Here is a 20,802-nt window from a genome sequence, read left to right as displayed (position 1 = left end):
TGTGAAGGGAGTTATTTTAGCAGGAGGAAAGGGATCACGACTGGCGCCTTTAACGAAGATTTTCAATAAACATTTATTGCCGGTTGGTCCATATCCAATGATTTATTGGTCATTGTTCAAATTGAAGGAAGCAGGGATTTTAGATGTGATGGTCATATCACAAGAAGAACAAATCCCGCTGTTTCAAAAGCTGTTTGAAAGCGATCAGGAACTGGGGATGAACATCGTATATCAGGTACAGCCTGAAGCGTCTGGGATATCAGACGGTTTATCCTATGCAAAGCCCTTTGTAGAAGAGGAGAAGTTTGTGCTGATGCTTGGTGATAATGTATTTGAGAATTCGCTAAGCCCTTTTGTTGAAGCCTTTCAGCGGCAAGATAGAGGAGCCAAGGTTTTGTTGAAAGAAGTGACAGATCCAAACCGGTTTGGCATTGCAGAAATTGATGCGGCCCACCAACGGATTTTATCAATAGAGGAAAAACCGGAGCATCCGCGCTCATCTTACTGCGTCACGGGCATCTATTTTTATGATCAAGAAGTCTTTCAATATATTGAGAGAATCTCGCCATCAGATCGAGGCGAATTAGAGATTACAGACGTGAACAATCTCTATATCTCAAATAGCCAGCTGACCTATGATATGTTAAAAGGGTGGTGGATTGATGCAGGAACACATGAATCTCTCCACGAAGCATCTGTGAAAATGTTTGAAACGATGAAGAAAAAAGAGGGATCCGAATGACAAAGTCTTATTTAATTACAGGCGGAGCGGGTTTTATCGGACTGAATTTTGTGAAGCTGCTGCTTCAGGATACAAATGTCAGGCTCACCGTTTTTGATAAATTAACATATGCCAGTCATCCAGACGAGATGGAAGAATTATTAAAGTTGTCTCATTTTCGGTTTATTCAAGGGGATATTACCCTTCAGCATGAGCTGGATCAAGCATTTGACGAAGTCTATGATGCGATCATTCATTTTGCGGCAGAATCGCATGTTGATCGCAGCATTGAATCGGCAGAGCCTTTTATTCAAACAAATGTCCTCGGAACGTATCGTATGCTTGAAGCGGTCTTAAAAGGAAAGGCGAAAAAGCTCATTCATATTTCAACAGATGAAGTATATGGAGATTTGGAGCCAGATGATCCTGCTTTCACAGAACAAACACCACTTTCACCGAATAATCCTTATTCAGCAAGCAAGGCGAGTTCAGACCTGCTTGTGAAATCCTATATCCACACTCACCAATTACCTGCGATGATTACACGATGCAGCAACAATTACGGACCGTATCAGCATGAGGAAAAATTAATACCGACCATTATTAGAAAAGCAGTCAATGGAGAGAAAATCCCGATTTATGGAGACGGCCGGCAAATTCGCGATTGGCTGTATGTAGAGGACCATGCGAGAGCTGTGAAGAAGGTGCTCGAAAACGGCACAGCCGGGCAGGTATACAATATTGGCGGCGGCAATGAGAAAACAAATCTTGATTTAACCAAAACGATTCTATCGCAGCTCGGAATCAGTCATGATCAAATTGCGTTTATTCAAGATCGAAAAGGACATGACAGACGGTATGCCATTGATGCCAGTAAGCTAAAAGGCGAGCTCGGCTGGACGCAGGAGACGTCATTTGAAGAAGGTATCGAAAAAACGATCAATTGGTATCGAACCAAATACGATCAGAGCGAAGAAGGGTGACGGATGAAAGTTTTAATCACCGGTGCAGGCGGCCAATTAGGGAAAGAATTGAGCAGACAGCTCAAAGAAAAAGACATGACCGTCATTGCCTTAACGAGGAACATGCTCAATATCACAGACCAGCAGGCAGTTAGACATGCGATGAGACACTATCAGCCTGATATTGTTGTCAGTGCAGCAGCCTATACATCTGTTGATCAATGTGAAACAGAAACCGAAAAGGCGTATCTTGTGAATGGCATTGGCGCGTACTATACAGCCCTGGAAGCAAAGCGCGCAGGCGCTGATGTGTTACATGTCAGTACAGATTATGTGTTTGACGGTCAGGCGGACACCCCTTACCAAATCGATGCACAAGCAGATCCTCAAACCATTTATGGAAAGAGTAAGAAGCTTGGTGAGGAATTGATTCAGCTTGTGTCAGACGAAGTGAAAATCATTCGTACCTCGTGGCTTTATGGACATGAGGGGCATAACTTTGTGAATACCATTCTTCGGCTCGCTGAAACGAAGGATCATTTGCGCATTGTGAACGATCAAATAGGGTCTCCTACTTATACAAAGGATGCAGCCGAGGCCTTGATTCATTTGTTTGAACAGAAGGCAGGCGTGTACCATGTCAGTAACCGAGAAAGCTGTTCCTGGTTTGATTTTGCGTCAGAAATTGTGATGAAAAGCGGTCTTTCCGCCACAATTGAGCCGATTTCCACGGAAGAGTACGGCTTCCAAACGCCTCGCCCAGCCTATTCTGTCTTAGATCTTCAAGCGATTGAAGCCACAGGCTGGGAGCCGAGGCATTGGAAGGATGCACTTTACGAATATTTGCAGAAAGAAGGGAGATGGCAACAGCATGATTGATGGTGTTCAAACGAAAAAACTCATGAAACATTGTGATGACCGCGGCTTTTTTGCAGAGCTCATTCGAGATGATGAACCGATGCTGAAACGCTTTGGTCAGGCGTCATGGTCGAAAAGCTTTCCAGGCGTGATCAAAGCCTTTCATTATCATGAAAAACAAGACGACGTTTGGTTCTTCCCGGCAGGTCATGCACAGGTTGTGTTATATGATTTGCGAGAGGACTCTCCCACAAAGGGGCAAACCGATGTGTATTATATGGGGGAAGACAATCCGATGCTGCTTCTCATCCCAAAGGGTGTCGCGCATGGCTACCGTGTACTAGGTGAGACGCCGCTGCAAATTGTGTATTTCACAACAGAATCGTATGACCCGAAAAACCCAGATGAAAAGCGAATCGCCTGGAATGACGAAACGATCGGGTTTAATTGGGAAACGACATTTAAATAGAGAACGGGGGGCCTTTCGCAGGAGAAAGGTCTTTTTTTGTTGAAATACATTCTGTATGTGTCATTTTATGTATATGTACTAAGCTGATAAGAAAAGGGATGTGGATGAGTTTGTCTAAAAGAATTGCGTTTGTAACAGGAGCAAGTACAGGGATTGGAAAGGCAATCGCCGTAAAGCTTGCCGCTCAAGACAATGTAAAGGTCATCATCAATTCTAGAAATCAATCCTCGCTAGAAGAAGCGCAGCAGCACATTGGGCGTATGACAGAAACAAAGGAGCAGGTGGCTCTTTTCTGTGGGGACATGTCAGATGAAGGAGTGAGGGCTGAGGCTTTTACGAAAATAGAAAAAGAGTTTGGCAGACTGGATGTGTTGATTAATAACATTCCAGGGGGGAAGCCGGATACCTTTGACTCATGTGACAGCGAGCAGATGATGGCAGTATTTTCTCAAAAAGCCATTGCGTACATTGATACGATGAAGCGTGCGGCAGCGATGATGAAACGACATGAATATGGCCGGATCATTCAAATTGTCGGGAACCTATGGAAGGAGCCTGGTGACCAAATGTTTACGAACAGTATGATGAATGCAGCGATTATTAATGCTAGTAAAAATGCTGCCACACAGCTTGCACCTTCAGGGATCACAGTGAATTGTTTAAACCCGGGATTTATTGCTACAGATCGGTATGAACAATTTATCGGAAACATGATGCGTAAACAGGCATTATCGCGGGAAGAAGCTGTACAGGCTGTAGCGTCAGGAATTCCAATGAAAAGAGTGGGGTCAGCGAGTGAAATGGCTTCATTGGCCGCTTTTATCGCATCAGAGGAAGCCTCCTATCTTACAGGACAACAAATATCCGTCGATGGTGGTTCGATGAAAAGTATATAATATCAAAAACCCGCTATATGCGGGTTTTTTGATTAAAGCGAATCGGAAGGATGCGAAGCCGGTCGATAAACAGGGCAAGCTGTTCAATTGGAGCAACCATTGAGATGCGGACATGACGCCTACCATGTGCTCCAAACACACCCCCCGGCGTGACAACGACATCAGTATGTTCGAGTAAATAGTCAGCAAATGCATGAGAATGTTCAAAATCATCAGGGATGGGAGCCCATAAATAAAAGGCACCAGCTGGATATTCGATGGACCATCCTAGCTGTTTTTCTGCTTGACGGATGAAAAAGTGAATTCGTTCAAGGTAGACCTCTTTTAATGATTGTATGTGACAGTCATCACTTTGCAAGGCGACGGTTGCGGCTTGTTGAAATCCGCCATACATACTGACAAACACATGATCTTGGAAGGCGTTAATGGCTTGGATGATGTCCTCATTACCTACAGCAAAAGCGACTCTCCATCCTGCCATATTAAATGTTTTGGATAGAGAATATAATTCCACTCCTACGCTTTTCCCAAGAGGAGCGTTCAGAAAGCTTACTGGTTTTTGCTCATAATGAAATGAACCATAGGCAAAATCATGAATGACATGCAGTCCGTGAGCCGATGCAAAATCAGCAGCCTCTTCAAAAAATGCATCATTTGCCACAGCACCTGTTGGGTTATTCGGATAATTTAAGAAAAGAACCTTTGCCTTTTTGAGCACCTCCGGATCAATTGAAGAGAGATTTGGCAAATAGCCATTTTTCGATTCAAGTATGATGCAGTAGGGCTTAGCGTCTGCCATCAAGATCCCAGAATGATATTCTGGGTATCCTGGATCGGGGATGAGGGCAACGTCCCCAGGGTCAAGCAGACACTGACTCATGACATAAAGGCCTGTTTTCCCTCCATTGAAAAGAGCAACTTCTTTCTGTGGGTCTATCTCAGTGCCGAACTCCTTTTTGTAGAAATCTGCAATGGCTTGCTTGAAAAAGTCGAAGCCTCTAAAAGGTGCATATTGCTGAAATTGCAAAGTGGCTGCTGCCTCTTGAAGGGCGCTTACGATATGTGCAGGAGTAGGAAGATCGGGATTTCCCTGACCAAGGTTTATGATGTTCGCTCCGTTTTGTGCTTTTTGCGCAATTTTCTCAAATACGGTTCCAAATTTCTGTTCTGGCAGCCGTTTAATCATGTTAGATGGTAAGATCTCCACCACGTTACCCTCTCTTTCTATCCCTTGACTAATTCATCCATTAAATGAATGGCAGCTTGCTTCTGTAAGTTGCGGATGGATGCGGCAACATCCTGTGAGGATGACCCTTTTAACTCAAGCGACACGATGCCGTTAAAGGCTTCAAATAAAGATAGATCGACAAAGGTGCCTTTGGACGGGACGGATTTACTGACGATCACAGTATCTCCAACTAAAGCATCCTGCGGAATATGGATATGATCAATGGTGATATGTGTGGCCTCTGCCGGTATGTGTCCGCTTTCTTTGAAATGCTGAGGGTATAAATGGCAGTCTGCTATATAATGCGTATGTCCAGAAAGCAGCTCTTTTGGCAGCTCCGCTTTTTTTCCATCGACTAATACATCGATCAGCAGCTTGGCCATATCCACCCCAAACACTTTTTTGATATTCGGAATCATATTCCAGCCAGCAAATCTAGCTGCGGATTCGATCAGTCCTGTTTCTCGATTTTTCATGAGCTTGATCTCTGTATGGGTCGCACAGTTTTCAAGACCCAGCCCTTCATTTGCCTTCTTAGCTGCTTCAATGATGATTTGCTGGGCTTCATTGTCTAGGATCGAGGGAGTAATATGAGCCGTTTCTGTAAAACCGATTTGAGGGGTCTTGTCATGTATGACAAAAGGGATATATTCTCCCTCCACGACGAACCCTTCTACACTGACATAATCAGAATAGCCATCCTCCTGATACCAATCCTTGTAAGCACCCTCTAAGTACGTTTCAGCGACAAATGGTGCTTCATATGTCACAGCGTTTGGGACGGGAATCGTTTGCAAATAGGATTGTACGTTTAAAAAGAGATCATCACTGCCGGCTCTGTCATGAAAAAGGGTCACACCAATGGAGCTTGCTAAATATGTAGGCTTTAAAATAAGCGGAGTCCCGATATGTTCAATAGCTTGCTGGAAATCAGCTAAAGTCGTGACAGGCTGAGTTTTCACCGCTTTGACACCAGCAGCGTTGAATGCAGCCCTCATTTGGCTTTTATCACGTGCCTTTTCAGCTGCTTTTACCCCAGCACCGCGCAGCCCCAGCCTCTCAGCAGCTTTTGCCATTGGTGCAATGAATAATTCATTATTGGTGGTGATGGCATCAGCTTTGAAAAAGGAAGCCACACGGACTAGGTCATCTACCACTTCTTTCTCTGATTTCAGATAATCATCATGTGCCCAGTAAATAGAATCAGGGTGTTCAAAAGAAGGGTGTGTCTCAAAATAATCACGATCTTTGATGACGGCAATGGAGTATTTTTCGATTAGTTCAGCGTGACCCTTTGTAATGGCAAAGGGTCTCGGAATATAAGAAACGATATGATAAGATGCCGCCACGCTTTCATAAAACATATGGGGCGGGCATCCTCCTAAGTCAGCAATGACAAGTACGGTTTTTTTACTCAATGAAAGCACTCCTTTTTATCTAGCGGTGTATCCGCCATCTGCTGTGACAACACTTCCGGTCATATAGCTGGATAGATCAGAGGCGAGAAACAGCATCACGCCCGCAATTTCTTCGGGTTTTCCGAGACGAAGCAAGGGATTCACCTTTGCTTTTTCCTTTTTGACAACCTCAAGACTTTCTGAATGATTGTCTAAAAAGGATTTTTCATTTAATGGCGTATCAATGATGCCTGGGGCGATACAATTCACCCTGATTTGATGAGCGGCATAGTCGATCGCCATCGATTTGGTGAGCTGGATGACACCGCCCTTTGTTGCGTTGTATGCAGGAATGTCAGGCCAGCCAACGAGACCTCCGACAGATCCGGTATTAATAATACTTCCGCTTTTCTTCTCAAGCATATGGGGCAATGTATGCTTACTCATAAGAAATACACCAGTCAGGTTGACCTGTAGAATGTGGTTCCAATCCTCCAGTGTCATCTCGTGAATAGGTGAGACAATTTCGATGCCTGCATTGTTAATCAAAACATCAATTGTCCCGAATTGGCTCAGCACGGATTGAATGGTTTTTTGACAGTCAGACTCATTCGTAATATCTGTTTTGAAAAACGCAGCATGTTCATGAGGCAATGATTCAATGAGTTGTTTACCGCTATCTTCATTGATATCAGCCACTGCTACTTTTGCTCCGTGCTCAAGGAAAAGCTTGACGGCGGCAAGCCCAATCCCAGACGCACCTCCTGTAATCAGGACGACTTTTCCGGCAATGTTCATTTCTTCACCTTAGATGCTTTTGGCTTTAAGCGGTTATAGCGTGGAGGGAAGAAGAGATTAATAGACTTTGATGCTTCTGGCTTTGGATTAATGGCGCCGTGATCTTCTTTTGGATCACAGAAGTAAGTCGTGCCAAATTCCATCTTTTCTGTAAAGCCTTCAATCGTCATATCGTACCCACCGCTAATGCAAATCCCAATTTGTTCATTACGGTGCTTATGAAAAGGCATTTCCCCGCCATTTCCCGGAATGTTGGCAATCATAAGCTCCATCCAGTCCTCCACAAAAAAAGTCACTTCCATGCCAGGAAGTAAATCACGCGTTTTGAAAATATCTAAGAAATAAGTAGGAGGAGCCGTATATTCCTCGCCATCTTTTAATCTCTTAATATCAATGGCGATCACTTCCTCATCTGTCAGATTCGATGCGCCGTGAGGAACGAATGGTGGTGCAATATAGGCTGATTCTAATGGGGTCAGCAATTGGGTCGATTGGCGGACCGTCATTTGAAGCTCGCCTTTTAATACGATGCCGATTTGTGCTTCTGGATGCTCGTGAGGTTCGATGATCGTGTGAGGAGGGACGTATGAAATTAACACTTCCGTATCGCCTCTGACAGTAGAATATTGGATGACACCATTATCCCATTCTCGTTTTTTCGCTTGAGGAAAATATAATTCTTGCACCTTTTGTTCAGTTGTCATGTTACATCTCTCCTTTTCCGAATATAGACCAGCTCATAGGAATGCTTTTAAATGTTCGAATGAAGGTGAGGCCGTATGTAGCTCTAGCCACCTCATTGGTTAAAGCGAAATCAAATTCGCCGTCTCTTACTTTTTGTGCGGCTGTACTTGTAGAATTGACAAGTTCAAATTCAGCATTTTGATGAATAAAATATTGAATCAAATTCACAGGTGCAGGATGAGAAACAATTTTTAAATGGTGAAGCATTTGTTCTTGAAAGGGGAAATCTGGTCTGACAGCCAAACCATACATGGGCGTGTCACATCTGAATATTTGTAAAAGCTGTAGGTCAGGTCTCATGTAGAAGTGTTTAATTCCTTCGTATGCGTGTGGAACGAGAGTGTATTGGAGTGCGTTAGAGAGAGTATGTTCAATGCAAGTTTCGAATGTGTCGTAAAGGGATAGTTTCGTATGGGTGCCGAGTGTAGTGGTGGAATGAGAGATGAAATGTTTTGCTGCATATTCACTGCTTGTCCCCTTAGGGCCTAATGTATTGACTGTAAACATCTTAGGTGAAACGATGGGCTCTTCTTTGAAATGAAAAACATCATTCTTTAAGATCATGTTTACCATCCAATCTTTTTCAAATTTTTACTAGATTATAAAAAATTAAATTGGCAATTGTCAACAAAATTTATAAAAAATGTATTTTATGATGATATTAAAAATTGATCTAAAAAACTGCACATATCGAGATGTGCAGTGAAATGAGCTCACGTTTCAAATGTGTTTTTATGTTTCTGCTGTAAGGATTTTTCGCGTTTATAGCTGACGAAGCTGATGAGAAAACCAACAAGCGTAATGAGTGCACATACAAGCCCTACCGTATGATAGCCGAAATGGACATAAACAGGTCCCATCAGAGCGGACCCAAGCATAACGGCAAGATTAGAAGCAAGGCTGTAAAAAGCCATCACTTTGCCTCGGTGGGTTTGAGAGCAGTCGCTCAGGACGGTGCTCAAAAGCGTGACCGATAAACTTTGCATGGCACCCCAAATAAATAAAGCGAAAATGAGCAATGTCCATGAGAACGGTGCATAAGGAAGTAAGGAAAGAACGAGCGTAATGCCGCCCAGCACAAAGAAAAGTGAGCGTGTTTTGCCAAACCAATCTGCTAATTTCCCGGTAAATATACTCATGGAAAAACCAACGCCATAAGCCATGATCAGAAGTCCAGCTGTTGATTGCCCCCCTGAAAACAGACTTTGCAGGTAAGCCCCTAAAAATGAGTACATGCCATAAAATCCAAGCATGTTACAAAATGTCACGGTCAAATAGGCAGGGACTCGGTCGATTTTTAAAGCCCCCCATATAGAGCTTGATTTCTCCCTAGCTTGAGATGCCTTCGGATCAGCTGTGGCGACTTGTTTACGAGATTCAAGGATGACGAGCAGCAGGACAACGAGACTCATCATGGCGAAAATCCAAAATGTCCAGCGCCAGTTCAAACTTTGACCAATAAAGGCGCCAATGGGCACACCAAGGACAAGAGAAAGAGACCAGCTCGATACAATGAGTCCCATCACTTTGCCGCGATATTCGTATGGAACTCGGTCGCCCACAAGAGCATAGGCTGTTGGCACAAATACACCAGTCGCCAGCCCAGAAATAGCACGGCCTGCAAAAAACACGGCCAAATTTGGGGCAGCAGCACACATCACTGTGCCAACCAAAAAGAAAGACAGCCCAATAATCAAACACAGCTCTCTTGAATACCGGTCCCCTAAAGGAACGAGCAGCGGAGCTCCAACCAGCACAGCTAACCCATAAATGCTGATGGAAAGAGCGAGAACATCAAGAGAGTGCTGAAAGGAGTTTGATAAATCAGGCAGCAGTGGTGAAATCACCAGCTCTTCCGATCCCGCAGCAAAAACGCCAAGTGTGAGTGCGATGGCAAGTGTGATGGGAAATGTTTTAGAAGCCTGGCTGTCTAAAGATTCTTTCATCAAGTGATCCCTCCATACTTGCTTTTTCATTCAATTCCGTTAAAATAAATTCTACCATTATTTAGTTTTATTTTACATTTCGTATCATAAGTATTATCATAAAATACTTTTCAAATGGAACGATTTTTGGATAGGAGAGGTACGAATGAAAATCACCGATGTAGATGTGCATATTTTAAACGAATTGAGAGAAGATGCCCGCTTATCCATGAGGGAATTGTCCAAACGAGTGAATTTATCAGCACCTGCGGTAGCAGAAAGAGTGCGTAAATTAGAGGATGCAGGGGTTATCGAAGGGTATTCTGTTCAGGTCAATTATAAAAAATTAGGGCTTCTGATTGACTGCCTGCTGGAAGTTACAGTGTTAAATGGGGAATATCAGCGTTTTGTGGCTTTTATGAACGAGCACCCACGCGCCTTTTTTGCTTATCGAGTGGCAGGGCAGTCTTGCTTTTTCATTAAGCTGTCTGTTTCTTCTCTTGAAGAAATTGAAGCCTTTATTCAAGAAGTGTCTGGATTTACAAAAACCGTCTCCCATATTGTCTTGTCAGAGCACTCTTTTTCCCATCCAATTCAGGAACGCTTGAAACAAATAGAAGAGCCAAAAATGACCGTGGTGAAATAAAAAAGGACCTGACTCAGGTCCTTTTTGTTCTTCTATCTGACTGATAGCTCATGATTGTAATAATGAGGCCAATAAATGTCACAGCAGCAGCAAATAACGGAACAAGCTGTAAATGTGTGATTTCGATAGCAAGACCGCCAAGCGCTGCACCGCCGGCATTCCCAATATTAAAGGCAGAATGGCTGAGCGTCGATGCGAGTGTCGGTGCTTCATGTGCCATGTTCATCGTGCGGTATTGCAAGGTAGGAACAAGAATAAATGAAATGATTCCCCAAACAAAAATGGTCAGCACGGCAGGCACTTTGAATTCGGAAGTGACTGTAAACAATAACAGGACAGCAATGAGCAGGATCAGTGTCACCATAATACTTGGCATCAGCCTCCAGTCAGCAAGCTTTCCGCCAACTAAATTCCCGATGGTGACCCCAAGTCCAAATAGGACAAGGATGAGCGTCACCCCATTTTCCTGAAAGCCAGTGACTTGCAGCAAGATTGGGCTGATATACGTAAAGGCTGTAAATACACCAGCAAAACCAAAGATGGTCATTGCAAAGGAAACGAGTACTTGTGGTTTTTTCAAAACGGATACTTCATTTCGAATATCGAGTACTTCTTCTTTCGACTGATTTGGGACTAAGCTGATGATACCAATTAAGGAAATGAGACCAATGACGGCAATGACTAGAAAAGACATACGCCAGCCGAATTGATTTCCGATAAAGGTACCGAACGGCACACCGAGTACATTGGCAACTGTCAGTCCTGTAAACATGAAACTGATCGCGCTTGCGCTTTTCTCTTTAGGCACAAGCCGTGCAGCCATAATGGCTCCGACGCCAAAGAAGGTTCCATGAGCAAATGACGTTAAAATACGGGCGGCCATTAATAGACCATAAGAGGTCGAGACAGCGGCAGCAGCATTTCCCGCAACGAAAAGAATCATTAACAGAATGAGGAGACGTTTCCTCGACATTTTTCCAGTCGATAACGTTAAAATAGGTCCGCCAACTGCGACACCAAGTGCATATCCAGTAATCAGCTGTCCTGAAGCAGAAATTGATACATGAAGGTCGTTTGCTACATTTGGTAAAAGTCCCATGATGACAAATTCAGTCATGCCAATCGAAAACGCACCGAGCGTTAACGCAAAAATAGCGATGGGGAAGTTTTTCATGATGTGATCACCTTTCTAAACAAATACATAAAAAAGCTTCGGAGAGATCCGAAGCCTTAAGAGTTTATCATACATGGAAATAAGACGCCAGCTGCTCGTTTGCTAATCGGTTTCCAACAAAGAAGGAACCAAATTCGCCGTAGCGTGCACTGACTTCATCAAATCGCATTTCATAAACCAATTTTTTAAATTGAAGCACATCATCAGAGAAAAGGGTAACGCCCCACTCATAATCATCAAAACCAACAGAACCTGTAATGATCTGTTTTACTTTCCCAGCATAGCTTCGGCCAATTAAACCGTGGCTTCTCATAAGAGATTTACGCTCATCCATGGAAAGCATGTACCAGTTGTCATTGCCAGAACGTCTTTTATCCATTGGATAGAAGCACACGTATTGAGAAGAAGGAAGCTCTGGATATAAGCGAGCACGTACATGCGGGTTCTCGTAAGGATCTCCGCCATCGCCGCCTCCTGCTAAGTAGTTGCTGAGCTCAACAACTGAAACATAAGAATAAGCTGGAATCGTAAACTCTGCTAGTCGTGTCTTGTTGAATTCGAGTTCAATTTCACCTAGTTCTTCCATTGTCGGACGTAAAATCATAAGCATAATATCTGCTTTTTGGCCGACAATACTATAGATTGTTTGGCTTCCAGCTTTATCTTGCTCAGCTGTTTTCCATTTTTCCAATAGACCTGTGAACTCATGAATGATGGCTTGGCGCTCATCACTTGTCAGCAGCTTCCAAGCTGTCCAGTCGATCGTTCTAAAATCATGCAGCGCATACCAGCCATCTAGTGTTTGAGCTGCTTCATTTGTTGTATGTTGTTCGCTCATTTCTTTCACTCCTATTAACAGTTTTCCATCTGTTCCAACTATAACATAGTTTGTCCAAATGGAGATGTGATCAAAACTTGAACGAAGAAAACAGCTTTTATCGAATTTGATTAAATTAGTTTGAAAAATAAGAATTTAATTTGTAAGCGCTATAATATAAGTTGGTAGTTTGAATTTAGGTAGAAGAAGAGTATGCTTAAAAGAGAACGCTTTTTTTGTAAAATCAAGGAGGGTATTGAAGTGGCAGATATTTTTTCAACAGTTCAGGAAAAGGTTGCAGGTAAAGGAGTAAAGATCGTTTTTCCTGAGGGAATGGACGAACGCATTCTAACAGCCGTTCAAAAATTAGCAGATGGCAAAGTATTGCAGCCAATTGTGGTAGGAAAAAAACAAGAAGTTGAAGCTAAAGCAAAAGAATTAGGTCTTACACTTGATGGTGTTGACGTGTATGATCCTCATACATATGAAGGTTTTGAAGAGCTTGTACAAGCTTTCGTAGAAAGACGTAAAGGCAAAGCAACAGAAGAGCAAGCAAGAAAAGCATTACTAGATGAAAACTACTTCGGTACAATGCTTGTGTATAAAGGTCTTGCAGACGGACTTGTGAGCGGTGCGGCACACTCAACTGCTGACACAGTGCGTCCAGCACTTCAAATCATTAAAACAAAAGAAGGCGTAAAGAAAACATCTGGCGTCTTCATCATGGCTCGCGGCGAAGAGCAATATGTGTTTGCTGATTGCGCAATCAACATTGCACCAGACAGCCAAGATCTAGCTGAAATTGCGATTGAAAGTGCAAATACAGCCAAAATGTTTGATATCGAACCACGTGTGGCAATGCTTAGCTTCTCTACAAAAGGCTCAGCAAAATCAGACGAAACAGAAAAAGTATCTGAAGCAGTTCGCATTGCAAAAGAAAAGGCACCTGAGCTTGTACTTGATGGAGAATTCCAATTCGATGCAGCTTTCGTTCCTTCAGTAGCAGCGAAAAAAGCGCCAGATTCCGTCATCAAAGGCGACGCCAGCGTATTTGTTTTCCCTAGCCTCGAAGCTGGAAACATTGGCTACAAAATTGCACAGCGCTTAGGTAACTTTGAAGCTGTAGGTCCAATCCTGCAAGGCTTAAACCAGCCAGTGAACGATCTTTCAAGAGGCTGTAATGCCGAAGACGTTTACAATCTTGCACTTATCACAGCAGCTCAAGCACTATAATGATTTCGACAAAGGCAGCCAGTACGATAGATTCGTGCTGGCTGTTTTTTTGATGACAAATGTGTACAATATAGGGAGAAAAGAAAAAATCTGATCGTAGATAAAGCCGATAGAATGGGCAGGTGCTATAATGGACGATTTAATACATAAGCTTCAGCATAAGGTCTCGGGATTAACCGAGGCACAAAGGAGAATTGCAGATTATATCGTGCAAAATCCAATGGAGGTTGCGTTTTTAACTGTAGATAAATTGGCGTCAAAAGTAGGGACGAGTACAGCGACCATCATGAGATTCTCTGCTGCTGTAGGGTATTCCGGTTTCTCCGAGCTTCAAAAAGAGCTTCAATCAAATATGAAGCATAAAGCTGCCCCTCAAACGAGACTTGAAGCGAACCTCAAGCATTCAAATAAAAGTAAGCTCCTGCATAATCATGTCGAGCTGCAATTTCAAAATATCCAGTACGCTTTAGACAATATCACGGAAGAAACTTTTCAGCATATTGTTGAAAAAATAGCCAGCTCCCGTCAGGTTCTGTGTACAAGTGTTCGAAGCGGAAGACCTGTCGGTGAGTATCTGTCACTCGGAATCAATCGGCTGTTGGGGAACTGTCAATATATTGATGCAGACAAAAGTGACTGGGTGGATGACCTCGTTCATTTTCAATCTGATGATTTCATTATAGCGGTCAGCTATCCCCGCTATGCAAAGCGTATGAAGGATTTGCTGGAGGCAGCGAAGTCATATGGGGTGGAAGTGCTTTTAATTACAGACAGCTACAGCTCTCCACTAACCAAGTATGCACAATATGTATTACCATGTTCCTCAGCAAGTGCGGGCTCTCATAACTCTGTCGTATCTGCTATCTTTATCGTAGATTACATTTTAAGTGCCTTAGCCATTAATGACCCTGAAAGGACAAAACCTCGTTTAGATCAAATCAATCATATGTTAACGAAAATGAGTTATCACACAACACATTAGTCGTGTGGTGACTCATTTTTTTATTTTAAAATTTTATGAAAGCGCTTTACTAAATAAAAATGAGATGGTATGATCTTATCACAAAAGTAATATATATTACTTTATATAATATTAAATGTAATGAATATAACTAAAAGGGGATGAAGGAAACAATGAGTACTGTTCAATTCGTGTCAAATGATCTAATAGATCGGGCAAGAAAGCTTAACTCAACTTTGCTGTCAGACGTGATGGGATGCACCGGTGCGATGGATCATCAAATCAAACCAGTTGCAAGAGGCATGAATGTAGCAGGTACAGCTTTTACCGTTAGCTTACGGCCAGGGGATAATTTATTTCTTCATCAAGCGATCTACTCTGCAAAAGAAGGAGATGTACTGATTGTTGATGGAAAAGACCATAAGGGTCATGCATATTTAGGGGAATTGATGGCAGGTGCTGCAAAGGCTGTAGGAATAGAAGGAATCGTGATTGACGGGCTTGTTCGCGACAAACTCGCTTTAGAGGAACTAGCGTTTCCGATCTACAGTAAAGGGTTTATGCCAAATGGACCTTTTAAAGATGGTCCTGGGGAATTGAATCAAACCATCTCGTGCGGCGGTGTCAAAGTAGCACCAGGTGATTTAGTCATTGCAGACGATGATGGAGTCGTCATCGTTCCAAAGGAAAAGGCGGAACACCTGCTGACACTAGCGGAAGAGAAACAAGCGTATGAAAATCAAAGATTAAAAACGATTCAACAGTATATGAACGAAGGAAAGCAAGACATCGGTCTTTTAGCACCGCCATGGCTGGAAGGCAGAATGAAAAAATATCAGGGATAGGGGAATTTGTGATGATGATAGGCTTTATTGGATATGGAGAAGCTGCATACGAGTTGTCAACGGGATTGAAATCAGAAGGATTAGACCAATTTTATGCGTATGATGTACTTTTACAAAATGAGAAATTGGCTGGAGCGATAAAAGAAAAAGCAGCCCGTACAGGAGTGGAATTGACAAGCAGTATCAGCGAAGTCATTGAGAAATCTGATATTGTGATTGCTGCTGTGCCGGCAAATAAAACCTTAGAAGTGGTCCAATCCGTATCGGGAAGTTTGAAAGAGAATCAAGTATATGTAGATGTATCGGCATCAACCCCAGACATCAAAAAACAAGTGGCAAACGAAATTGAAAAGCAAAAAGCTCTATTCGTAGATGCTGCCATGCTAGGGCCTCTTCCAGTCAACAAACACAAGGTTCCGATCACGGCAAGCGGCAGTGGAACTGACCAATTCATGAAAGTAATGAATGCTTATGGCATGAATATCACAAAAATCAGTGACCAGCCAGGAGATGCTTCGGCCTTGAAGCTGATCAGAAGCGTTTATATGAAGGGGATCGTTGGTCTCATGATTGAATTTTTGGAAATTTCCAAAAAATATAATGTGGAACAACAAGTGATTTCTTCACTAAGCGATACAATGGATAGCAAAAGTTTTGAAGAGACTATGAACCGTCTTGTGACAGGGAGTGCACTTCATGCAAAAAGGCGAGCGATCGAGCTTCTTGGCTCTATTGAAATGCTAGATGAAGCAGAGGTTGATGCCAGTATGTCTCGGGCAGCACAACAAAAGCTTGAGAGATTAGCAGACTTTCAATTCGTTGAACGGTTTAATGGGAAAAAGCCGGCGAGCTGGGAAGAAGTCATTGACGTGATGCAGCAGGGGCAATAAATTGTAAGCGTTTTATTTAACGAAGGGGAGGCGAAAAACGATATGGGTTTTATTGCGTTGATTGTATTCATAGCTGTCATCATTATATGGAATGTCTTCGTGAAACGGAATATGGGAGAAGCCATGCTATTAGGCTTTATTGCAACCACATTATTTGGCGGATTGGATGCATTAAGACTTTTCTGGGATGGATTAAAATTTGCATCCACATATGAGGTGCTCTATGCAGCTGTTGCATTTGTATTCATGGCCTATTTAATCGAAAAGCTGGAATTAATTCATGCACTCTTGCGAATCTTAAATTCGGTTGTAGGAAAACTTCCTGGTGGGGCGGCTTATATGAGTACGTTAGGTTCAGCAGTCTTAGGTGCTCTTTCAGGTTCAAATTCTGCAAACACAGCGGCCACTGGCTCTATCACAGCTTCTTGGATGATTAAATCAGGCTGGAGCCGAACCCATACAGCCACGATTTTAGCAGGGAATGGCGGACTTGGGGCAGCACTGCCTCCGAACTCTTCCATGTTTATCATGCTGGGGTTTGCACCAATTGCAGCCCTTGTATCTGAGGGAGATTTATATATTGCCCTGTTAATAGGAGGACTGTATCAAGTCGTATACCGATTTATTCTTGTGTATATTCTGGTGAAAAAGAATAAAATTCAAGCCATGCCGCCAGATGATATTCTTCCTTTTAGGGAAGCTGTGAAACAAGGGTGGAAGTCGATCTTTATTTTTTTCGGTGCCTTGATTCCTATCATTATCACAATAGGTCCGCTGGCAAACTACTTAAAAAGTAATCCGAACATTGGCCCAGAGGCAATGGATCAAATTTCTTTAATTACGTGGATTCCGATTCTCATGATGTTAATTAGTTTAACAATTGGAAGGAAAAAGGCGTCTGCACTAGATTGGTCTCAGTTTTTCAAGTCGGCCATTCCTAAGTTTACAACGATCGGTGCCTTGATGCTGTTTGCTGTTGCTGCTAGTCAGGTGCTTGCTGAATTAGGATTGGCAGAAGATTTGACGCAAATCACATCAGTACTTACCATTCCGAAGTGGCTTATGGTGCTCATTGTGGGAATTCTTGTCACGCTGGTGGCTGGGCCATTATCTTCTACAGCCACGTTAACAGCTGTTGGACTTGTCTCATTTTCAGCTCTAGTCTCAGTCGGAGTGGACCCAGTTGTGGCTGTTGTCGCCATTCTTGCTTTTTCATCGACAGAAGGTGCTTCCCCGCCGGCATCAGGATCGATTTTCATTGCTTCTGGTCTTGCAGGGGCCAGACCGGAGAAAACATTTATACCACTGATTCTCTACTATATGCTGCCGATCGTAGGAATTGGCTGGCTCATCGGAATGGGAATACTTCCAGTATAGAAAGGAGAAACACATGAGAGCATTGATGGAATTTTTATTTAAAGTGCTGCTTGTCCTGTTCTTAACGTCAGGAGCCCTGTTGGTATTCGGTCAAATACTAGGGATTCTTTTGCAAAAGGGAGATATGATCATTGCAAGTACGAACCTATTCAAAAACCCAACATTGGTGTTAAGTGCCTTTTTCAGTCTTGTCGGTTTCTCTCTCCATTATATTCCTGAAAAGAAAGACACCTCATTTAGCGATCATCCATCAGCAACAGCAGGTGATTCGCTCAAATAAGCAATAAGAAGCTGGATTCAGTAAATGAATCCAGCTTTTTTGTGCGCGAGAAATAGGTATTAAAACCCAATACGTACGATTCATTTTTTGGTAAATTCACTTTCAATCATATGCCTCTTGTGCTAGTAAATGGTAACATAACGGAGGACTATTTAAGGAATAGAGGTGTTTAACCATATCTGGAGCAATCATCGGTTATAAAGCAGCCTTGTATTCGTTAAAGGCAGATATATCTATTAAAAAAGAACAAATCATCGAACTTAATATGTGCCGAAAAGAAATCAAAGAGGCAAAATGGGCCCTGTCAGATGCCAGCAAAAAAATCACTCATCCAGATCTGACATCACATACATGGTTTGGCCATTTGGCAGACACGTTTGATGACATTCGAGATGGAATGGCTTCCGCCAGTCAGGAAATAAAAGGTGTACAGCTGACCAATCTATTAAATCGAATCGATGAGAAAATCAATGATTTCACATCGGAGATCCATTCGTTAGAACATGAAATTCATTCGGTTGAAAGAAAAATAGAGAAAGAAAAGCAGCAACAACTGGAAAAAAGAGGGTAGTCACATGAGCAGAGAAATTAAAATAGATGCCAGTCAGGTCAAACGAGTATTACAGCATGCAAAACAATCAGGCGCTCAAATGAATGCAGCCCTTCCAACAACCGTCAAAGGAAGAAATCAGCTCCTGACGGTAGACACAATAGAAAAGATCAATCAGCAGCTGAACGAATTAAGTACATCCTATATAGGCATTCTTCAGAAACAGCTTGTACAAACAGAACAAGCGGTGAACACCATGATTGAAACGGACAAGGCGCTTGCTTCCAGCAGTAAAAGAAAATAAAGGAGAACGCAATGAAAACCCTTGACGCCTTTGCGCTAATAAATGGAATAGATCAAACGCTGAATGCGTTAAAGCAGCAGTCGCAGCAAATCAGCTCCCTAGAAAAACAAATCAATCACATCATCTCACTCGATGGCGCACTAAAGGGAGAGGCGGGACAAGCCATCCGCGCCTTTTATACAGAATGCCATATTCCCTTCCTGCAATTCTTTCAGGTCGTCATTGAGGAATATAGCGCTGCATTAAAAAACACAAAGCAGGCTCTTCACGCATTAGAATCAAATGAGCACGGATTTATATCACAAGCATTTATCGAACATGATCTTGATCAAGGCTTAAAAAAAGCTGAACGAACGATTTCTGAAATCGTATCAGAGGTAAACCATGCCATCGGCAGAGTTGGTCATATTGTTCATTTGCCAAATGTAGACGAATCAGTGTTTCAGCAAAACTATCAAAAGGCATGGCTCGAGACATCAAGAACCATTGGTCTGCTTCATGCATTTGACCGGGAGCAGACAAGTGCTTTACATGAAACCAAAAGCTCCCTTCAAACAATGAAGCAATACATCGACACCTTAAGTACCATGTTCACCGGCCCAAAAATCGACATCACGAGCTATCAAAAGGGATCTATTTTCAAAGATGGAAAAGAAGAGAAAATAAGCAGCACCATCAGTGGATTAAAAGATAAAATAGACAACCCAAAAGACAACCCATTGATGATTATGCTGAAGAAACTTAGAGAGAAACAACAGGCGAATGTGGAGACGGTTGTTCGAAATGACACCCATAAAAACATCAGTAAACAAGTCACAGCAAACGATCCATCGCTTACGACATTGCAAAGGGAAGCAGTGAACGGGAAAAACAAGATTCATAGAGACATCAGGGTCATAAATGGTAAACTATTCAACGTAAAAGGCATTAAAAAGTTAAAAGAATTCGACATCGCAGATGAAGTCGTCACTGATCCGTCGGATATTGATTTTATTGGCGGACGATACACCGTTTACGCCAATAAACAAATCATCCGAACGTATATCGCAAACGGCGAAATAAGAATAGAAGAAGTCGACAAAATTCCAGAAAGCCGCAGCCGTGGCAACGCTAAACGCATAATAGACGGTGAAGTCGTCTCAACCACCGAAAACATCATCCTAGAATACAGCGGCATCTACGACGGCTACCGAGCCGTTACTGGCAAAGACCCAGAAACCAGCCAAAACATCAGCAGCACAGACCAAGCTCTATCCGCAGCCTCTATCATCCCAATAACGAAAATAGTGAAGGTTGGGAAATATGTTTTTAGGTTGGATCAAGGGAAGAATGTGAAGAGGGTTAAAACACCTACTTATGGTAAACAATCCGTACCAAAAGGACCGTACCGTGAAGTAAATGGTTTCCCTGCAAAAATAAAATCAGGAGCTCAAGAAAAACATATTCCAGAAACACCAAATTATAAGCAAGAAGTAGCAAATGGAAAAAAGAAAAGCATTTTTTACGGAGATAATAAAAAGGCACAAGAATTGCTGGATAAATATGCAGGGACAGGAAAAGAATTGGGTAAGAATAAAGAAAGGATAGACTTTGGCCAAGCGATAGGAAAATACTATAATATTGATACTGGAAAGTATGAAGAGACTACTAAGGGAATGATACATTATGGAAAAGATGGTGCTCACATCGTACCAGCGAGGCCTTAAAATGATAAATCGGAGGTAAAA

The 20,802-nt window shown here is 42.6% G+C and carries 23 protein-coding genes; 15 read left to right on the top strand and 8 right to left on the bottom strand.

Annotated elements, in window-relative coordinates:
- Window position 1: 1 nt before the first annotated feature.
- The 5 genes from AWT60_RS00920 to AWT60_RS00900 all read left to right on the top strand — a co-directional run bounded on the left by AWT60_RS00920 (window position 2) and on the right by AWT60_RS00900 (window position 3,906).
- Window positions 2-742, top strand: a complete 741-nt coding sequence (locus AWT60_RS00920) for a sugar phosphate nucleotidyltransferase (RefSeq protein ID WP_218676744.1) — start codon at window positions 2-4, stop codon at window positions 740-742.
- The gene (gene rfbB, locus AWT60_RS00915) at window positions 739-1,704 is read left to right on the top strand and encodes a dTDP-glucose 4,6-dehydratase (protein WP_041108257.1); all 966 of its coding nucleotides are present in this window, start codon (window positions 739-741) and stop codon (window positions 1,702-1,704) included. Before AWT60_RS00920 ends, rfbB begins: the two co-directional genes overlap by 4 nt.
- Window positions 1,705-1,707: 3 nt before the next feature.
- Entirely contained in the window at window positions 1,708-2,562 is an 855-nt protein-coding gene (rfbD, locus tag AWT60_RS00910; RefSeq protein WP_218676743.1) for a dTDP-4-dehydrorhamnose reductase, read from the top strand.
- Complete coding sequence (locus AWT60_RS00905) at window positions 2,555-3,010, top strand: dTDP-4-dehydrorhamnose 3,5-epimerase family protein (RefSeq protein WP_024423802.1); 456 nt, start codon at window positions 2,555-2,557, stop codon at window positions 3,008-3,010. Before rfbD ends, AWT60_RS00905 begins: the two co-directional genes overlap by 8 nt.
- A 104-nt stretch (window positions 3,011-3,114) precedes the next feature.
- The gene (locus tag AWT60_RS00900) at window positions 3,115-3,906 is read left to right on the top strand and encodes an SDR family oxidoreductase (RefSeq protein WP_306299192.1); all 792 of its coding nucleotides are present in this window, start codon (window positions 3,115-3,117) and stop codon (window positions 3,904-3,906) included.
- A 13-nt stretch (window positions 3,907-3,919) separates the two neighbouring features.
- Here the strand turns inward: AWT60_RS00900 and AWT60_RS00895 are convergent, their stop codons facing one another.
- The 6 genes from AWT60_RS00895 to AWT60_RS00870 form a co-directional block, all read right to left on the bottom strand.
- Window positions 3,920-5,113, bottom strand: a complete 1,194-nt coding sequence (locus AWT60_RS00895; protein ID WP_218676741.1) for a pyridoxal phosphate-dependent aminotransferase — start codon at window positions 5,111-5,113, stop codon at window positions 3,920-3,922.
- A 17-nt stretch (window positions 5,114-5,130) separates the two neighbouring features.
- Window positions 5,131-6,552 carry an alanine--anticapsin ligase gene (bacD, locus tag AWT60_RS00890; RefSeq protein WP_218676740.1) on the bottom strand — a complete coding sequence of 474 codons (1,422 nt, stop codon included), beginning with the start codon at window positions 6,550-6,552 and terminating at the stop codon, window positions 5,131-5,133.
- 15 nt (window positions 6,553-6,567) lie between these two features.
- Window positions 6,568-7,329 (bottom strand): glucose 1-dehydrogenase, encoded by a 762-nt coding sequence (locus tag AWT60_RS00885; RefSeq protein WP_218676739.1) that lies wholly within the window; start codon window positions 7,327-7,329, stop codon window positions 6,568-6,570.
- Window positions 7,326-8,033: a 3-((4R)-4-hydroxycyclohexa-1,5-dien-1-yl)-2-oxopropanoate isomerase gene (gene bacB / locus AWT60_RS00880; protein ID WP_218676738.1), complete on the bottom strand. Its 708-nt coding sequence runs from the start codon at window positions 8,031-8,033 to the stop codon at window positions 7,326-7,328. The genes AWT60_RS00885 and bacB overlap by 4 nt, the downstream gene beginning before the upstream one ends.
- 1 nt (window position 8,034) lies before the next feature.
- The gene (locus AWT60_RS00875; RefSeq protein ID WP_024423797.1) at window positions 8,035-8,637 is read right to left on the bottom strand and encodes a type 2 periplasmic-binding domain-containing protein; all 603 of its coding nucleotides are present in this window, start codon (window positions 8,635-8,637) and stop codon (window positions 8,035-8,037) included.
- Window positions 8,638-8,786: 149 nt separating this feature from the next.
- The gene (locus AWT60_RS00870; protein WP_218676737.1) at window positions 8,787-10,019 is read right to left on the bottom strand and encodes an MFS transporter; all 1,233 of its coding nucleotides are present in this window, start codon (window positions 10,017-10,019) and stop codon (window positions 8,787-8,789) included.
- Between the two features lie 145 nt (window positions 10,020-10,164).
- On the opposite strand from AWT60_RS00870, the gene AWT60_RS00865 reads away from it, so the two are divergent.
- Window positions 10,165-10,644, top strand: a complete 480-nt coding sequence (locus AWT60_RS00865) for an Lrp/AsnC family transcriptional regulator (RefSeq protein WP_218676736.1) — start codon at window positions 10,165-10,167, stop codon at window positions 10,642-10,644.
- A 13-nt stretch (window positions 10,645-10,657) separates the two neighbouring features.
- On the opposite strand, the gene AWT60_RS00860 is transcribed toward AWT60_RS00865, so the two are convergent.
- Together AWT60_RS00860 and hemQ are read right to left on the bottom strand one after the other, a co-directional pair.
- Window positions 10,658-11,818: an MFS transporter gene (locus AWT60_RS00860; protein WP_056765498.1), complete on the bottom strand. Its 1,161-nt coding sequence runs from the start codon at window positions 11,816-11,818 to the stop codon at window positions 10,658-10,660.
- Between the two features lie 67 nt (window positions 11,819-11,885).
- On the bottom strand, window positions 11,886-12,656 hold the full coding sequence (hemQ, locus tag AWT60_RS00855; RefSeq protein WP_024423793.1) for a hydrogen peroxide-dependent heme synthase: 771 nt from the start codon (window positions 12,654-12,656) through the stop codon (window positions 11,886-11,888).
- A 240-nt stretch (window positions 12,657-12,896) separates the two neighbouring features.
- Between hemQ and pta the strand changes: the two genes are divergently transcribed.
- The 9 genes from pta to AWT60_RS00810 all read left to right on the top strand — a co-directional run bounded on the left by pta (window position 12,897) and on the right by AWT60_RS00810 (window position 20,781).
- The gene (gene pta, locus AWT60_RS00850) at window positions 12,897-13,868 is read left to right on the top strand and encodes a phosphate acetyltransferase (RefSeq protein ID WP_024423792.1); all 972 of its coding nucleotides are present in this window, start codon (window positions 12,897-12,899) and stop codon (window positions 13,866-13,868) included.
- A 130-nt stretch (window positions 13,869-13,998) separates the two neighbouring features.
- Entirely contained in the window at window positions 13,999-14,850 is an 852-nt protein-coding gene (locus tag AWT60_RS00845; protein ID WP_218676735.1) for a MurR/RpiR family transcriptional regulator, read from the top strand.
- Window positions 14,851-15,002: 152 nt separating this feature from the next.
- On the top strand, window positions 15,003-15,674 hold the full coding sequence (locus AWT60_RS00840) for an RraA family protein (RefSeq protein WP_218676734.1): 672 nt from the start codon (window positions 15,003-15,005) through the stop codon (window positions 15,672-15,674).
- An 11-nt stretch (window positions 15,675-15,685) separates the two neighbouring features.
- Complete coding sequence (locus tag AWT60_RS00835) at window positions 15,686-16,564, top strand: prephenate dehydrogenase/arogenate dehydrogenase family protein (RefSeq protein ID WP_056765507.1); 879 nt, start codon at window positions 15,686-15,688, stop codon at window positions 16,562-16,564.
- Window positions 16,565-16,606: 42 nt separating this feature from the next.
- Window positions 16,607-17,941, top strand: coding sequence for a TRAP transporter large permease subunit (locus AWT60_RS00830; RefSeq protein ID WP_087976029.1), 1,335 nt, complete (start codon window positions 16,607-16,609; stop codon window positions 17,939-17,941).
- A 13-nt stretch (window positions 17,942-17,954) separates the two neighbouring features.
- On the top strand, window positions 17,955-18,221 hold the full coding sequence (locus AWT60_RS00825) for a hypothetical protein (RefSeq protein WP_034281262.1): 267 nt from the start codon (window positions 17,955-17,957) through the stop codon (window positions 18,219-18,221).
- A gap of 175 nt (window positions 18,222-18,396) precedes the next feature.
- Entirely contained in the window at window positions 18,397-18,792 is a 396-nt protein-coding gene (locus tag AWT60_RS00820) for a YwqH-like family protein (protein WP_056765509.1), read from the top strand.
- Window positions 18,793-18,796: 4 nt separating this feature from the next.
- A complete protein-coding gene (locus tag AWT60_RS00815; RefSeq protein WP_056765510.1) occupies window positions 18,797-19,075 on the top strand; it encodes a YwqI/YxiC family protein in 279 nt (92 codons plus the stop codon).
- A gap of 11 nt (window positions 19,076-19,086) precedes the next feature.
- Window positions 19,087-20,781 carry a T7SS effector LXG polymorphic toxin gene (locus AWT60_RS00810; protein ID WP_218676733.1) on the top strand — a complete coding sequence of 565 codons (1,695 nt, stop codon included), beginning with the start codon at window positions 19,087-19,089 and terminating at the stop codon, window positions 20,779-20,781.
- Window positions 20,782-20,802: the final 21 nt, after the last annotated feature.

It is taken from the genome of Bacillus sp. F2HM (assembly GCF_019266135.1).
Classification (GTDB): Bacteria; Bacillota; Bacilli; order Bacillales; family Bacillaceae; genus Bacillus; species Bacillus safensis.
Note: the sequence above shows the minus strand (reverse complement) of the source record. Positions and strands in the feature narration are given on the sequence as shown.

Excerpts from the sequence above, each read along its gene's own strand:
- rfbB (WP_041108257.1), top strand. The coding sequence starts at position 739 with ATGACAAAGTCTTATTTAATTACAGGCGGAGCGGGTTTTATCGGACTG.
- rfbD (WP_218676743.1), top strand. The coding sequence starts at position 1,708 with ATGAAAGTTTTAATCACCGGTGCAGGCGGCCAATTAGGGAAAGAATTG.
- AWT60_RS00905 (WP_024423802.1), top strand. The coding sequence starts at position 2,555 with ATGATTGATGGTGTTCAAACGAAAAAACTCATGAAACATTGTGATGAC.
- AWT60_RS00900 (WP_306299192.1), top strand. The coding sequence starts at position 3,115 with ATGAGTTTGTCTAAAAGAATTGCGTTTGTAACAGGAGCAAGTACAGGG.
- AWT60_RS00885 (WP_218676739.1), bottom strand. The coding sequence starts at position 7,329 with ATGAACATTGCCGGAAAAGTCGTCCTGATTACAGGAGGTGCGTCTGGG.
- bacB (WP_218676738.1), bottom strand. The coding sequence starts at position 8,033 with ATGACAACTGAACAAAAGGTGCAAGAATTATATTTTCCTCAAGCGAAA.
- AWT60_RS00875 (WP_024423797.1), bottom strand. The coding sequence starts at position 8,637 with ATGATCTTAAAGAATGATGTTTTTCATTTCAAAGAAGAGCCCATCGTT.
- AWT60_RS00870 (WP_218676737.1), bottom strand. The coding sequence starts at position 10,019 with ATGAAAGAATCTTTAGACAGCCAGGCTTCTAAAACATTTCCCATCACA.
- AWT60_RS00865 (WP_218676736.1), top strand. The coding sequence starts at position 10,165 with ATGAAAATCACCGATGTAGATGTGCATATTTTAAACGAATTGAGAGAA.
- AWT60_RS00860 (WP_056765498.1), bottom strand. The coding sequence starts at position 11,818 with ATGAAAAACTTCCCCATCGCTATTTTTGCGTTAACGCTCGGTGCGTTT.
- hemQ (WP_024423793.1), bottom strand. The coding sequence starts at position 12,656 with ATGAGCGAACAACATACAACAAATGAAGCAGCTCAAACACTAGATGGC.
- AWT60_RS00845 (WP_218676735.1), top strand. The coding sequence starts at position 13,999 with ATGGACGATTTAATACATAAGCTTCAGCATAAGGTCTCGGGATTAACC.
- AWT60_RS00840 (WP_218676734.1), top strand. The coding sequence starts at position 15,003 with ATGAGTACTGTTCAATTCGTGTCAAATGATCTAATAGATCGGGCAAGA.
- AWT60_RS00835 (WP_056765507.1), top strand. The coding sequence starts at position 15,686 with ATGATGATAGGCTTTATTGGATATGGAGAAGCTGCATACGAGTTGTCA.
- AWT60_RS00830 (WP_087976029.1), top strand. The coding sequence starts at position 16,607 with ATGGGTTTTATTGCGTTGATTGTATTCATAGCTGTCATCATTATATGG.
- AWT60_RS00825 (WP_034281262.1), top strand. The coding sequence starts at position 17,955 with ATGAGAGCATTGATGGAATTTTTATTTAAAGTGCTGCTTGTCCTGTTC.
- AWT60_RS00815 (WP_056765510.1), top strand. The coding sequence starts at position 18,797 with ATGAGCAGAGAAATTAAAATAGATGCCAGTCAGGTCAAACGAGTATTA.
- AWT60_RS00810 (WP_218676733.1), top strand. The coding sequence starts at position 19,087 with ATGAAAACCCTTGACGCCTTTGCGCTAATAAATGGAATAGATCAAACG.